Genomic DNA, 12,626 nt, shown 5'->3' with positions numbered 1-12,626 from the left:
GGGTTCAGTCCCTATCGGCGGTCCAGTGCTCGGGGTACTGCGCCAGGTAGCTGCTGACCGCCTCACCGATAGTGGCAAAGAACGCCGATTCACCAATACGGGTAAACAGGCCGAAACGCTTGAGCTTGTCCTTGACCGGGTCTTTCATCCCGGCCACGCACAACTCGATACCGGCGGCGTGCAGGGTCTCGTCCAGCTCGGCGAGCATGTCGGCGGAGGTCACGTCGACGCTGGTCACCGGTTCCGCCACCACTACCAGCCAGCGCACCGGCGTGGGTGACGCCGCCACTGCGTCCAGCACCCGGTCGTGGAACAGTTCGGCATTGGCGAAAAACAGCGGCGCATCCCAGCGAAACAGCACCAGCCCAGGCAGCCGACTTGCCTGCGGGTAACGCTGGATGTCGTGATAACCCTGCACGCCATCGGCGCGCCCCAGCACCGCCGAATACGGGCGCCAGCCGTCCCATAGGAACTCGATCACCGCAATCAGGATGGCGATGCCGATGCCCTCGATCGCGCCGAACACCGCCACGCCGATGGTGCAGACGATCGACAGCCAGAACTCCCAGCGCTGCATACGATAGATCCGGCGCAGGTCGCTGACTTCGATCAGGCCGATGGCGGAGGCGATCACCACCGCTGCCAGGGCACTGGTGGGCAGGTCCTTGAGCAGGTTCGGCGCGACCATCAACAACAGCGCCACCGCCAGCGCACCGACCACCCCGGTCAACTGGGTTTTCGCCCCCGCCGCTTCCGCCACCGGCGTGCGCGACGAACTACTGCTGATGGCAAAACCCTGGAACAGCCCGGCCGCGAGGTTGGCGACGCCCAGCCCGACCATCTCCTGATTGGGGTCGACCGAGGTGCGCGTGCGCGCCGCATACACCCGCGACAGCACGCTGGTGTCGGCGAACGACACCAGGGCCACCGCACAGCCACCGATCAGCACCGGGACCAGGTCGTCATAGGTGATCCACGGAATGGCGAACGCCGGCAAGCCCTGGGGCAATTGCCCCAGCACCGCGACACCGTGGGCCGCCAGTTCCCATACATCGACAACAATGGTCGCGGCGGCCACGGCGATCAGGATGCCCGGCACGCGCTTGTGGTTTTTCAGCAGCAGGATCACCACCAGGGTGGCCGCGCCGATCAGGAATGTCGTCAGGTTGGCCTTGCCGCCCAGCACCCCCGAGCCAATGGCCCAGAGATTGCGCAACGGCCCGGCGCTGTCGATGGAGAAGCCGAACAGCTTGGGTAGCTGGCTGATCAGCACGGTCAGGGCAATGCCATTCATGTAGCCGTAGCGAATCGGCTTGGACAGCAGTTCGGTGACGAAGCCCAGCCGGGCGATGCCCGCCAGGATGCACACCAGCCCGCAAACGATGGCCATCGCCCCGGCCAGGGCGATCGCCCGCTGTGGATCACCGCCGGACAGCGGCAGGATAACCGCCAGAATCACCGCCGCCAGGGAGGAATCCGGCCCCAGCACGAGGATGCGGCTGGGGCCGAAAATGGCATACGCCAACAGCGGCACGATGGTCGCGTACAGGCCGTAGATGCCCGGCACCCCGGACGCCACCGCGTAGGCGATGCCCACCGGCACCAGCATGGTGGTGAGCACCAGGCCGGCGACGATGTCGTTGGGCAGCCACGCCAGTTGATAGCGGCGCAGGGTCTGCAGGCCCGGCAACCAGCGCAGCCAGCCACTGTGTTCGGCCTGATTGCCGCGGGCAATGCGGCCGGGTTCTGCCTCGGGTGACCGCGTGTTTGGATCGCTCATGCGGCTCAGAATTTCTGCGGGATGTGCCGGAACGGGTAGTCCGGATCTTTATAGCCGCCGGGTTTCTGCCGCTTTGGCAGTTTGACCTTCTCGCGCGGCACTTCCTTGTAGGGAATACGGCTAAGCAAATCGGAAATGATGTTAAGGCGCGTGCGGCGCTTGTCGTTGGAGTTGGCCACCAGCCAAGGGGCGTATTCGGTGTCAGAGGCCTGGAACATCAGGTCCCGCGCTCGGGAATAGTCGTACCAGCGGCTGTAGGACTTGAGGTCCATGGGTGACAGCTTCCAGATCTTGCGCCCGTCTTCGATCCGTCCTTCGAGCCTGCGGGTTTGCTCCTCTGGACTCACATCCAGCCAGTACTTGAGCAGAATGACCCCGGAATCGACAATCGCCCGTTCCACTTGCGGTACGGACTTCAGAAATTTGTCGGCCTGTTCTTCGGTGCAGAATCCCATCACCCGCTCGACCCCGGCGCGGTTGTACCAACTGCGGTCGAAGATGACGATCTCGCCCGCCGCGGGCAGGTGTGGCAGGTAGCGCTGCAAGTACATCTGGCTCTTTTCACGGTCAGTCGGCGCCGGCAGCGCCACCACGCGAAACACCCGCGGGCTGACCCGCTCGGTGATGGCCTTGATGGTGCCGCCCTTGCCCGCCCCGTCGCGGCCTTCGAAGATCACGCAGATCTTGATGCCCTCCTGCTTGACCCACTCCTGCAACTTGACCAGCTCGACGTGCAGGTGGCGCAGCGCTTCGAGATAATCCTTGTTTTTCAGCTTGGGGCTGTCAGCGGAATCAGATTTGTGAGCGCCCTTCTTCTTTGCTTTTGCCATGACCGAGCCTCATGAATTGAAGTGGCAGGTGACTGTCGGAACACCCCGATTTCGTCCTCGAAATCAGTGTAGATCCAAACAATTGGGCCGCCAGACCTGCGACATCTTTCCTTCACAACCCTGTGTATCGCCGCCGGCCAGCTACAATTTCCGGGCAGTCAGCAGCGCCGTTACGCGGCGACCTCCGCTGTTGCAAGGTTGGTACACGCGGGATCAGGCGTTACGTCGAGATCCCCTCTCGCTTACGGCTATCGAGTTGTCCATCGGGAGATTCGCCATGCCAGTCCAGTCGCACGCAGCAACACTGCTTTTTGCCGACGACGAGCAATTCTGGTTCGAGACCTTGCGCATGTTCGGTGCCGACGAATATGGCGGCGGCTGTTTCGGCGAGGTCATGGCCGTGAGTTCGCGCATCACGGCCGGCGACTACGACAGCTGGTACCGCGAGTGGAACGCCATGGCCGATCAAGTTGCCGAGGAAGGCCAGCGTCAACTCGCGGCCAACCACCGGGTCAGCGCTCGCGACAGTTACCTGCGCGCCTGTAATTACTACCGCGCCTCGGAATTTTTCCTGCATGCCCGGCCGCAGGACCCGCGGGTCAGTCGCGCCTTCGAGCGTTCGGTGGCTTGCTACCGGACCGCGGCGGCACTGTTCAAGCCGGCCATCGAGCCGGTGGAAATCCCTTATGAGGGCACGAAGCTGCCCGGTTACCTGCACCGGGCGGGTGACGGGACTCGGCCACTGCTGATTCTGCACACCGGCTTCGACGGTGCAGCCGAGGAAAAACACTGGAGCGGCGCGCGAGCGGCGGTCGAGCGTGGTTATCACGTGTTGTGTTTCGACGGCCCTGGGCAGTCCGGCCCGCTGCACCGTGAGGGGTTGGTGTTTCGCTTCGATTGGGAAAAGGTCGTGACACCGGTGGTGGATTTCGCCCTGACCCTGCCGGGCATTGACCACAGCCGCATCGCCTTGCGCGGGGAAAGCCTCGGCGGTTATCTGGCCCCGCGGGCAGCGGCGTTCGAACACCGCCTGGCCGCGGTGATCGCCAATGGCGGGGTCTATGACTACAGCATGGCCCATCTGGCTGACGTACCGGTCGACCAGCGGCCCGAAGCAATCGCCGCGCTCATGGACGGGCCGACACCCGAGCTGGACGGCATGATCGAAGCCGTCATGCAGCGCTCACCGGTGGCGCGCTGGTCGATCACCCATGGCACGTGGTGTTTCGGTGCTTCGAGCCCCAGCGACTACATGCGCATGACGCTGGACTACACGCTGGAAGGCGGTATCGCCGAGCGTATCCGCTGCCCCGCTTTGATCTGCGATGCCGAAGGCGATCTGTTTTTCAAAGGTCAGCCGCAGGAACTGTATGACCACCTGACCTGTGACAAGACCCTGCTGGTGCTCGGCAACGCCGAGGGCGCCGGCGCCCATTGTGGCGTGGGCGCCGCACGACTTGCCAATGCGCGGATTTACGATTGGCTCGATGAAACGCTGGGTTGGGACGGGGCGATGTGAGCCGGAAAAACCAGCGCTGATTCGCCGTCATGGCTGGTGATCAGGCAGATTCACAGGGCCGCTGTTGCACCTGCCACTTCAACGCCAACGGCTGCACGATCTGCGACGGTAGCGTCGCCAGCCATTCGGACAACGGGCGGACGTCCGCCTGCCGGGTTTCGTCCTCTGGCTCGCCGTCAGTCCACAGCACCGCGTAACGCTTGAGAATGTCGACCATGGCACCCCGCTGATGACGGCCAGCGGCGGCCAGTTCTGCCAGCTCGCGAAATGCCTGTTCAACGGCACCGGGCCACAGCACGATGCCCACGGTGCTTGGCTGTGCACCGAACTGGTGGATTCGGTGTGCAGTCCCGGCGGGCAATGTCACCGCATCGCCTTCGTTGAGTACCGCCAGGGGCCGCCGCCCGGCTCGCACTTGCAGCGAGCCCTTGAGCGCCACCACCAGCTTGGCCTCGCGCCGGTGCATCAATGGCAGGTTGTGGCCACGCAACGGCAACTCGAAGCGCAACGCCGTCGCGGCGCCGCCGATGCTGGCCTGGGGCACGTCGATCCACACCGGGTAACCCTCGGGCACCAATAGCAGGCGCTCTGAACTGTTCTTATCCGTGGGAAGTCCGCCGTGGAGGTATCTCATTGGTTTACCCGTCTGGCCGCAACGCCGGATGCTCGCGCAACCGCTCGACCACGTAACTGACAAAACTGTGCACGCGCGTCGAGGCGTCGCGCCTTTCCCGATAGACCACGTGCACCGGCAGCGACGGCGGATCGTAAGCGTGCAGGACCCGACGCAGGCGCCCCGTGCGCAGGTAGTCGTGCAACGGATAGTTCAGGCAACGGGTAACGCCGGCGCCATTGGCCGCGGCATCAATGGCCGTCTGCAAGGTGGCGCAACTCAGGCGCGTGCGCGCTTTGACGATGATGGGCTCACCTTGATGCTCGAAGGGCCACTGCACCCGATTCTGATGAGGTTGCGTGGCGATCAGGCGGTGGTTGCGCAGGTCCCCGGGAACACCGGGCTCACCGTGCAGCGCCAGGTACTCGGGGCTGGCACACACAATCGAGCGGACCTGGCCCACCTGGCGCGCGATCAACGATGAGCTGGGCAGGTTGCCCACCAGCACCGCCACATCCACGCCCTCCTCGTACAGGTTGGCCAGGCGATCCTGATAGCGAGCGAAGACACCGATGTCGGGGTACTGGTCCATGTAACCGGTCAATACCGGAGTCATCACGTAGCGGCTGAACAGCAGCGGCAGCGAGACCGTCAGGTTGCCCTGCGCCTTGACATGCAAGCCCTTGGCCGCGGCTTCGGCCTCGTCGACCGCCTGGAGAATGCGCGAGGCGTCGGCCATGAACGCCGCTCCGGCTTCGGTCAGGCTGATGCCGCGCGTACTTCGCCGCAACAACGCCACGCCCAGCCGCGCTTCCAGGCTGGCGACGGCGCGCATGACCGTCGGCGCGGACACATTGAGACGGCGCGCGGCCGAGGCGAAGCTGGGACGTTCGCACAGTGCGCTGAACATGCGCATCTCATGATAACGGTCCATCAGGTCGAGGCTCTTGCGGCGGGCTTGAGCGTCTCGTCACGTTGCAGCCGTTCAACCAGGAAGTCGACGAAGGTGCGCACTTTGGCCGGCACCCGGTTGCTCTTCTGATACACCACGTGAATCGGCAATGCCGGCGGTTCGAAGTCGCGCAGCACGATTTCCAGTTCGCCCGCGGCGACCCGGCTGGCGACCTGATAGGACAGCACCCGCGTCAGGCCCCAGCCCTGGCAGGCAATATTGATCGCCGCCTGGTTGGCGGTGACCACCAGGCGCGGGTTGAAGCGCAGGCTCAGAGGGTTGCAATCATTCATGTACACCCAGTCGCTGAGCAAATGGCTGGCGGACGACATCACGATATTGGCGGCGCTCAACTCTTCCGGGTGTCGCGGTCGTGCATAGCGCTGGAAATAGGCCGGAGCGGCGCAGGTCACCTGGCGCACTTCACCGACCTTGATCGCCTGCAGATTGCTTTCGCGCAGGTGGCCAATGCGGATCGCCACATCAATGCCTTCATCGGCCATGCTGACCACGCGGTCGACGAACAGGGCGTTGAGGTGCACCGAAGGAAACTGATCCAGGTAATCCGCCATCAGTGGCGCAATGTACAGCTCACCGAACAGGACCGAGGCCGTCACGGTGAGTAAACCGCAAGGCACCGAATAGCTGCCGGCAGCGGCCTCTTCGGCCTCATCGAGTTCGCCGAGAATGCGCCGGCAGTCCTCCAGGTAACGCTGCCCGGCCTCGGTCAGGTGCAGACTGCGGGTGGTGCGCGAGAGCAACTGGGTGCCGATCCGCTCCTCCATCGCGGCGATGGCACGGGTCACGCTCGGCGGCGAAATCCGCAGTGCCCGCGCAGCCGCGGCAAACCCCTCTTCCTCTGCGACGGCCATAAAAATCTGCATTTCCTGAAAGCGATCCATGGGGCATCCGATTGTGATTGAGGTGTGGGCCGCACGTGGTTGCTGAGCAATCTGCCAGTATTGTCGCCGATCGCGACTTTCGCACGTTTGGGGATCAATGGCGGGGGTTTGAGTGTTCGATGAGAAGGCGCGATGGAGCCTGGCGAAATGACGTGGCCGCCAGGCTCCGGGATCAGGCTCAGGCCTGTTGCAGGCCCGCCGCCGTGCGTTGCATGCCGACGAAACGTGGCAACGCTTCGATACGGGCCAGCCAGGCGCGGACATTCGGGTAATCGCCCAGCGAGACGTTGCCTTCCGGCGCGTGGGCCACGTAGGTGTAGACGGCCACATCGGCAATGGTCGGTTGGTCGCCGGCCAGGAACTGGCTGTCGCCCAGTTCTTCTTCCATCACCTTGAGCAAGGCGTGGGAGCGGCTGATCACGTCTTCGGCGTTGTAGCCTGCGCCAAACACGGTGATCAACCGCGCGGCCGCCGGGCCCGAATTGACCTGGCCTGCGGCCACGGACAACCAGCGCTGGATGTTGGCCTTGACCACCGGGTCGTCGGGCAACCATTGGCCGTCGTCATATTTCTCGGCGAGGTAGATCAGAATGGCGTTGGAATCCGCCAGCACCACGCCGTCATCGTCGATCACCGGCACCTGGCCGAAGCGATTGAGCGCCAGGAATTCCGGCGTCTTGTGCGCGCCCTTCTTCAGGTCGACGAACACCAGTTCGGTGGGCAGGCCCAGCAGGGACAGCATCAATTCGACGCGGTGGGAGTGACCGGACAATGGATGACGGTAAAGCATGATCGCTTTCTGGGACATGACGTACTCCTTGTTGGCATTCTGGGGGCTCGGCACGGGGATCGTGGCGATGGCGCTATCCTCCACTGCTCACGCAGACAGCGGAATCCCCAGCTTTTGCAATCCAGCATTTCAGTTTCTGGAATGATCAAGGTCCTGTAGGAGCGAGCTTGCTCGCGATGGCGGTGGATCAGCCGGTTGCAGGGGTGGCTGACAGGCCGCTATCGCGAGCAAGCTCGCTCCTACAGGGATTTGTGGTGTTCATAAATTTGGCGATCGACGTATGCCCACTGTGGGAGCGAGCCTGCTCGCGATAGCGGTGTATCAGTCTGTTAACAGGTGTCTAACAGGCCGCCATCGCGAGCAGGCTCGCTCCCACAGAAAAACAGGTGCGATGCAGGGCTTCAGATGTCGAGCACCAAGGTTTCGCTGCCCTCTGCCGGGACCGAGCAGCAGATCAGCACTTCATCCGCCGCCAGGCCCAGGTCCGGGGTGTTGAGGTAATGCACCTGGCCGCCGCTGAGTTTGGTTTTGCAGGTGCCGCACGAGCCGCCGCGGCAGCTGAAGTCCGGGTTCAGGCCGCGGCCTTCGGCCAGTTCCAGCAGCGTCCCGGTGCCCGGCTCCCAGCGCGCTTCCTTGCCGGAGGTGGAAAACAGCACTTTCACCGACTCGGTGGCCATGGGCACCTGCGGCGGTGCTGGCACACTAATTTGCACATCGCGCTTGAGCGTCGACGGACCGAAGGTTTCCGCGTGGATGCGATCATCCTGAATGCGCAACTTGCGCAGCCCGTCATACAGCGCCTGGGTAAAGCTGCCCGGCCCGCACAGGTAGAAGTCGTAGTCATCGAGCGGCAACAGGGCCTTGAGCAGTTCGATGTCGATCCGCCCCGCCACGTCATAATCCTCGCCAGTACCGTTGGTAGGCGGCTGGCTGACGACCCGCAAAACCTGCACCTTGCCGCCAGACTGCGCCACCAGTTCGTCGATTTCCTGGCGAAACGCCAGGTCGGCCACCGAACGGCTGCTCTGCACAAGCCAGGTCGGGCGCATACGGCTCATGCGTTTGCCCTGGTACACCACCTCGCGCAGCATCGACAGCAACGGCGTGATGCCGACACCCGCCGCCAGCAGCACCAGAGGGCGCCGCTCCGCCGCCTGCACGGTGAAATGCCCCTGGGGCGCCCGCGCCTCGATCCAGTCGCCGACCTGGACGCGGTCATGCAGGTGCGACGAAATCAGGCCGTCGCGCTTGACGCTGATGCGCAGGAATTCATCCGACGAGGCACTGGACACGCTGTAGGTCCGAATCGACGGCGCCGGTTGTCCATCCAGGGAAAGACGGATGGGCAAATGCTGTCCGGGGTCGAATCCGGGCAGCCCCAAGCCATCATCAGGCTCCAGGTAGAAGGAACGAATGCTCGGGCTCTCCTCGACGATGCGCGCCACCCGCAGGGGCCGCCAGTGCGTGCGCATGGCCTCGACCCGCAGGCGTTCGGCGGCTTGTTCCCAGCTGCCGGTCATCAGCGAGTTGGGCGACTCACCCTCCTCCTCGTCCACCCAGCGCAGCGGGATCGCGGCCTGGCGCAGCACCACACGTTCAGGCTTGAACCGCCACAGGCGCTCCGCGCCCTGGAACGCGGCGATTTCGGGATCATCGAGCAGCACCTCGGCCGAGCCGCTCATCTGCAACAGGTCACCGCTCTGAAAGTCGATGAACAGCAAGCCGGCGCGGGGGTTGAGCAGGATGTTGCCCAAGGTGTTGAAGAACAGGTTGCCGTTGAAATCCGGGATGGTCAGCGTGCCATCCTCGTCCATGCGCACAAAACCCGGTTTGCCGCCGCGATGGGAAGCGTCGACCTGATTCTGGCCGTCGCGCTCGACGTAGGTGGCCACGTAGAAGGAATCCGCCGTGGTGATCATCTGCCGCACTCGAGCATCGGTCACCGTTACGTCGACCAGGGTGTCCTCGACGCCATCGACAAATCCGTACTGGCGCAAGTTGATGTAGCGCGGGCAGTTACCGTACGCCTGGGTGACACCAATCTCGATGCCGTCATCCAGCTTGCGCAGCACATTGCCGTTCATGCGATTGCGCCGGCGGGTATGCAGCTCCATGCCAAGCATGCCGATAGCATTTCCAGGCTGCAGACCTTCATCGGCCGGGTCATTGGGCTGCGCTTGCAGGTTGATGTGCAGGATGGGCGGCGTCGGCGAGTTCATGAAGCCCGGTTCGCCGGTGCGAATGGTTGGCCAGACATCGCCGTGGCGGTCCACCGCGCCGAGGATCACGAACGGCAGTTGCGCATAGAACTCGCGGTGCTGGTCCGGCATCCAGGTGCGCGCCAATTGCCGCTGACCGACCCCCACCATCATGTCGACGGCGCCGACCGCGCGTTGCAAGGTCAGTTCGCCTTCATGCCATGGGTTGGATGGGGCTTTCGAGACGTCATCCATTGCGGGTCTCCTCGCGCTCGCGTCAGCGGCTTCGATCAGGGGTCTGAGTTACCCAGTTAAGCAGGGTTCCTCGTGAGCGCTCATCTTCTCCTCGATGCGCTGGCAGCGGAATGCGCACGTCCTGCAATCCACTATTTCAAAAAATGAAATGGTGGACGCCCCGGCATTTCGCAGGCTCCAGACTCAACCCAGCAGATCGGTGATCCAGCGGGCTTGCAGGGTGATCTCCCGCACCTTGTGCTCAGGCACGTTGCGCGCCTTGGCAAAGCTGTTCAGGGTGCGTTGCCGCTCGCGCAGCAGGCGTTGCCACTTGCTCAGGAATGCCGGGCTGCGGGTTTGCATCTGCACCGGGCCGAAATACAACTGCTCGGCGCTGTAGTGCACCGGATCGCCCCGCTCGGCAACGATGATCTCGTAATCGAAGCGGTTTTCCCGCAGCACTTCCTCGGACACAATGCGGTAGCCGTGACTCATCAGCCACAGGCGCAGGGGTTGCTCGCCGCCATTGGGTTGCAGGATCAGGCGTTCGTGGCCAGTCAGGCAGGCCTTGCCGCTGTCGAGGATGTCGCGAATGGTTTCACCGCCCATGCCGCACAGGGTGATCGCGCTGATCCCGTCTCCCGGTTCGATGGCCGCCAGGCCGTTGGCCAGGCGCACGTCGATCGACTGCTCCAGATCGTTCTCGCGCACGGTGCGTTCGGCGGCGCGATACGGCGTCATCGCCACTTCACCCGCCACCGCCGCTGCGATAACGCCACGGCGCATCAACGCAACCGGCAGGTAGGCGTGATCCGAGCCGATATCGGCCAGGCGCGCGCCGGCGGGCACATGCGCCGCCACGCGTTCCAGGCGCCGGGACAATGTCTGTTCGTTCAACGCTCACCCTCTTGACTGTGAAACCGCGGCGTCCGGGGCCGCGCAGGTGGGCGATTCTGTCGAGCAATGCCGCGCATTTCAAATTTAAATGACCAGACGTGCAGCCTGCTGTCTTAATGACTGCACCGGGTCTTTATAACCCTGTTTTTTTGCAGTCATAACGACTGCACATCCTCTGCACACCACGATTTACGGGCCCTGGCTATCTGGCCCGCATCTTGAATTACCGGGTTCGGACTTAAACCCACTCATGTTCATTCAGGATAAATAGCGATGAGTAACGATTTCGAAGGACGCCTCGCAGTAGTCACCGGTGCCAGTTCCGGGATCGGTCTGGCGGTCACTGCCCGACTTCTGGCCCAGGGTGCACGGGTACTGGCCATGTCGCGCAAAATGGGTGGGCTGGAAGAGCTGGCCCGACACTTTGCCGGGGAACTGACCTGGGTATCCGGCGATGTCACCAAGGCCGAAGACCTCGAGCAACTGGCGCAACATGCCGCACGCCTGGGCCCGGTGCATTACCTGGTGCCGAATGCCGGTATTGCCGAACTGGCGGACTGCCTGGACCTGCAAGCCTTCGATCGCCAGTGGGCGGTCAACGGTGCCGGCGCGCTGAACACCCTGGCGCACCTGCGCGGACACCTGGCCAACCCGGCTTCGGTGGTGTTCATCACCACCTTCCTGACCGGCGTGACCTTCCCTGGACTGGCCGCCTACATCGCCTCCAAGGCCGCACTCCAGGCCCATGCCCGCACACTGGCCGTCGAGTTGGCGCCCCAGGGCATCCGTATCAACATGGTCTCCCCTGGCCCGACTGCCACGCCGATCTGGTCCACACTGGGCCTGGCCCACGAAGACCTGGCCAACGTCGCCACCCAGGTCAACAAACGCCTGCTGGGCGGTGAATTCCTCGAAGCGGGCGCGGTGGCTGATGTCGTCCTGTTCCAACTGAGCAACGGCGCCAGAAGCGTGTACGGCCAGGATTGGGTGGTGGACAAAGGCTACACCGTCCGCTGACCTCCCTGTAGGAGCGAGCATGCTCGCGATGGTGGCCCAGACACCACTGGGTACCAGACAACCCCGCGTCATCGTTAACGACCATCGCGGGCAAGCCCGCTCCCACAGGGATATGCATACACCGCAAACCCTGCTCCCTGTAGGAGCGAGCTTGCTCGCGATGGAAGCCCAGACACCACTGGGCACCAGACAGCCCACATCATCGTTAACGACCATCGCGGGCAAGCCCGCTCCCACAGGGATATGCATACACCGCAAGTCTCGCTCTCTGTAGGAGCGAGCATGCTCGCGATGGTAGCCCAGACACCACTGGGCACCAGACAACCCGCGTCATCGTTAACGACCATCGCGAGCAGGCTCGCTCCCACAGGGATATGCCTACACCGCAAATCCTGCTCCCTGTAGGAGCGAGCTTGCTCGCGATGGTGGCCCAGACACCGCTGGGTATCAGACAACCCCGCGTCATCGTTGACGACCATCGCGAGCAAGCCCGCTCCCACAGGAATATGCATACACCGCAAACCCTGCTCTCTGTAGGAGCGAGCATGCTCGCGATGGTGGCCCAGGCACCACTGGGTATCAGACAACCCGCGTCATCGTTAACGACCATCGCGAGCAGGCTCGCTCCCACAGGGATATGCATACACCGCCTCGCCCCCTGTAGGAGCGAGCTTGCTCGCGATGGTGGCCCAGACACCGCTGGGTATCAGACAACCCCGCGTCATCGTTAACGACCATCGCGGGCAAGCCCGCTCCCACAGGGGGATGTGCAGGCTCGCTCGCACAGGATTACTCGGGCAATTGCTGCTCGATGACGCCATACCAGCCCATGCCCGGATAGGTTTCGAAGCCGGGTGTGAGCGAATAGCCCTGCAGGCTGTTGTTGGGCTGGAC

At 63.5% G+C, this 12,626-nt stretch carries 10 protein-coding genes; 2 read left to right on the top strand and 8 right to left on the bottom strand.

The features are described 5' to 3' along the window. Nucleotides 1-4: 4 nt before the first annotated feature. Together ABVN20_RS24460 and ppk2 are read right to left on the bottom strand one after the other, a co-directional pair. Entirely contained in the window at nucleotides 5-1,780 is a 1,776-nt protein-coding gene (locus tag ABVN20_RS24460; protein ID WP_368558324.1) for a SulP family inorganic anion transporter, read from the bottom strand. A 5-nt stretch (nucleotides 1,781-1,785) separates the two neighbouring features. Next, complete coding sequence (ppk2, locus tag ABVN20_RS24455) at nucleotides 1,786-2,610, bottom strand: polyphosphate kinase 2 (RefSeq protein ID WP_368558323.1); 825 nt, start codon at nucleotides 2,608-2,610, stop codon at nucleotides 1,786-1,788. 277 nt (nucleotides 2,611-2,887) lie between these two features. Between ppk2 and ABVN20_RS24450 the strand changes: the two genes are divergently transcribed. After that, on the top strand, nucleotides 2,888-4,129 hold the full coding sequence (locus ABVN20_RS24450) for an alpha/beta hydrolase family protein (protein WP_368558322.1): 1,242 nt from the start codon (nucleotides 2,888-2,890) through the stop codon (nucleotides 4,127-4,129). 40 nt (nucleotides 4,130-4,169) lie between these two features. Here the strand turns inward: ABVN20_RS24450 and ABVN20_RS24445 are convergent, their stop codons facing one another. The 6 genes from ABVN20_RS24445 to ABVN20_RS24420 form a co-directional block, all read right to left on the bottom strand. After that, nucleotides 4,170-4,763 (bottom strand): cupin domain-containing protein, encoded by a 594-nt coding sequence (locus ABVN20_RS24445; protein ID WP_368558321.1) that lies wholly within the window; start codon nucleotides 4,761-4,763, stop codon nucleotides 4,170-4,172. A 4-nt stretch (nucleotides 4,764-4,767) separates the two neighbouring features. Next, on the bottom strand, nucleotides 4,768-5,676 hold the full coding sequence (locus ABVN20_RS24440; protein ID WP_368558320.1) for a LysR family transcriptional regulator: 909 nt from the start codon (nucleotides 5,674-5,676) through the stop codon (nucleotides 4,768-4,770). Continuing rightward, nucleotides 5,676-6,596 (bottom strand): LysR family transcriptional regulator, encoded by a 921-nt coding sequence (locus ABVN20_RS24435; RefSeq protein WP_368558319.1) that lies wholly within the window; start codon nucleotides 6,594-6,596, stop codon nucleotides 5,676-5,678. Before ABVN20_RS24435 ends, ABVN20_RS24440 begins: the two co-directional genes overlap by 1 nt. A gap of 178 nt (nucleotides 6,597-6,774) precedes the next feature. Beyond that, nucleotides 6,775-7,404: a glutathione S-transferase family protein gene (locus ABVN20_RS24430; RefSeq protein ID WP_368558318.1), complete on the bottom strand. Its 630-nt coding sequence runs from the start codon at nucleotides 7,402-7,404 to the stop codon at nucleotides 6,775-6,777. Between the two features lie 383 nt (nucleotides 7,405-7,787). Next, on the bottom strand, nucleotides 7,788-9,839 hold the full coding sequence (locus ABVN20_RS24425) for a pyridoxamine 5'-phosphate oxidase family protein (RefSeq protein ID WP_368558317.1): 2,052 nt from the start codon (nucleotides 9,837-9,839) through the stop codon (nucleotides 7,788-7,790). A gap of 183 nt (nucleotides 9,840-10,022) precedes the next feature. Further along, the gene (locus ABVN20_RS24420) at nucleotides 10,023-10,715 is read right to left on the bottom strand and encodes a tRNA (adenine(22)-N(1))-methyltransferase TrmK (RefSeq protein ID WP_368558316.1); all 693 of its coding nucleotides are present in this window, start codon (nucleotides 10,713-10,715) and stop codon (nucleotides 10,023-10,025) included. A 273-nt stretch (nucleotides 10,716-10,988) separates the two neighbouring features. Here ABVN20_RS24420 and ABVN20_RS24415 point away from each other — a divergent pair, with 273 nt between their 5' ends. Further along, nucleotides 10,989-11,732, top strand: a complete 744-nt coding sequence (locus tag ABVN20_RS24415; protein ID WP_368558314.1) for an SDR family NAD(P)-dependent oxidoreductase — start codon at nucleotides 10,989-10,991, stop codon at nucleotides 11,730-11,732. Nucleotides 11,733-12,626: the final 894 nt, after the last annotated feature.

The organism is Pseudomonas sp. MYb118 (assembly GCF_040947875.1).
Taxonomy (GTDB): Bacteria; Pseudomonadota; Gammaproteobacteria; order Pseudomonadales; family Pseudomonadaceae; genus Aquipseudomonas.
Note: the sequence above shows the minus strand (reverse complement) of the source record. Positions and strands in the feature narration are given on the sequence as shown.

What these genes read in the sequence shown, in the direction of transcription:
- ABVN20_RS24460 (WP_368558324.1), bottom strand. Translation starts at nt 1,780, where the DNA reads ATGAGCGATCCAAACACGCGGTCACCCGAGGCAGAACCCGGCCGCATT.
- ppk2 (WP_368558323.1), bottom strand. Translation starts at nt 2,610, where the DNA reads ATGGCAAAAGCAAAGAAGAAGGGCGCTCACAAATCTGATTCCGCTGAC.
- ABVN20_RS24450 (WP_368558322.1), top strand. Translation starts at nt 2,888, where the DNA reads ATGCCAGTCCAGTCGCACGCAGCAACACTGCTTTTTGCCGACGACGAG.
- ABVN20_RS24445 (WP_368558321.1), bottom strand. Translation starts at nt 4,763, where the DNA reads ATGAGATACCTCCACGGCGGACTTCCCACGGATAAGAACAGTTCAGAG.
- ABVN20_RS24440 (WP_368558320.1), bottom strand. Translation starts at nt 5,676, where the DNA reads ATGGACCGTTATCATGAGATGCGCATGTTCAGCGCACTGTGCGAACGT.
- ABVN20_RS24435 (WP_368558319.1), bottom strand. Translation starts at nt 6,596, where the DNA reads ATGGATCGCTTTCAGGAAATGCAGATTTTTATGGCCGTCGCAGAGGAA.
- ABVN20_RS24430 (WP_368558318.1), bottom strand. Translation starts at nt 7,404, where the DNA reads ATGTCCCAGAAAGCGATCATGCTTTACCGTCATCCATTGTCCGGTCAC.
- ABVN20_RS24425 (WP_368558317.1), bottom strand. Translation starts at nt 9,839, where the DNA reads ATGGATGACGTCTCGAAAGCCCCATCCAACCCATGGCATGAAGGCGAA.
- ABVN20_RS24415 (WP_368558314.1), top strand. Translation starts at nt 10,989, where the DNA reads ATGAGTAACGATTTCGAAGGACGCCTCGCAGTAGTCACCGGTGCCAGT.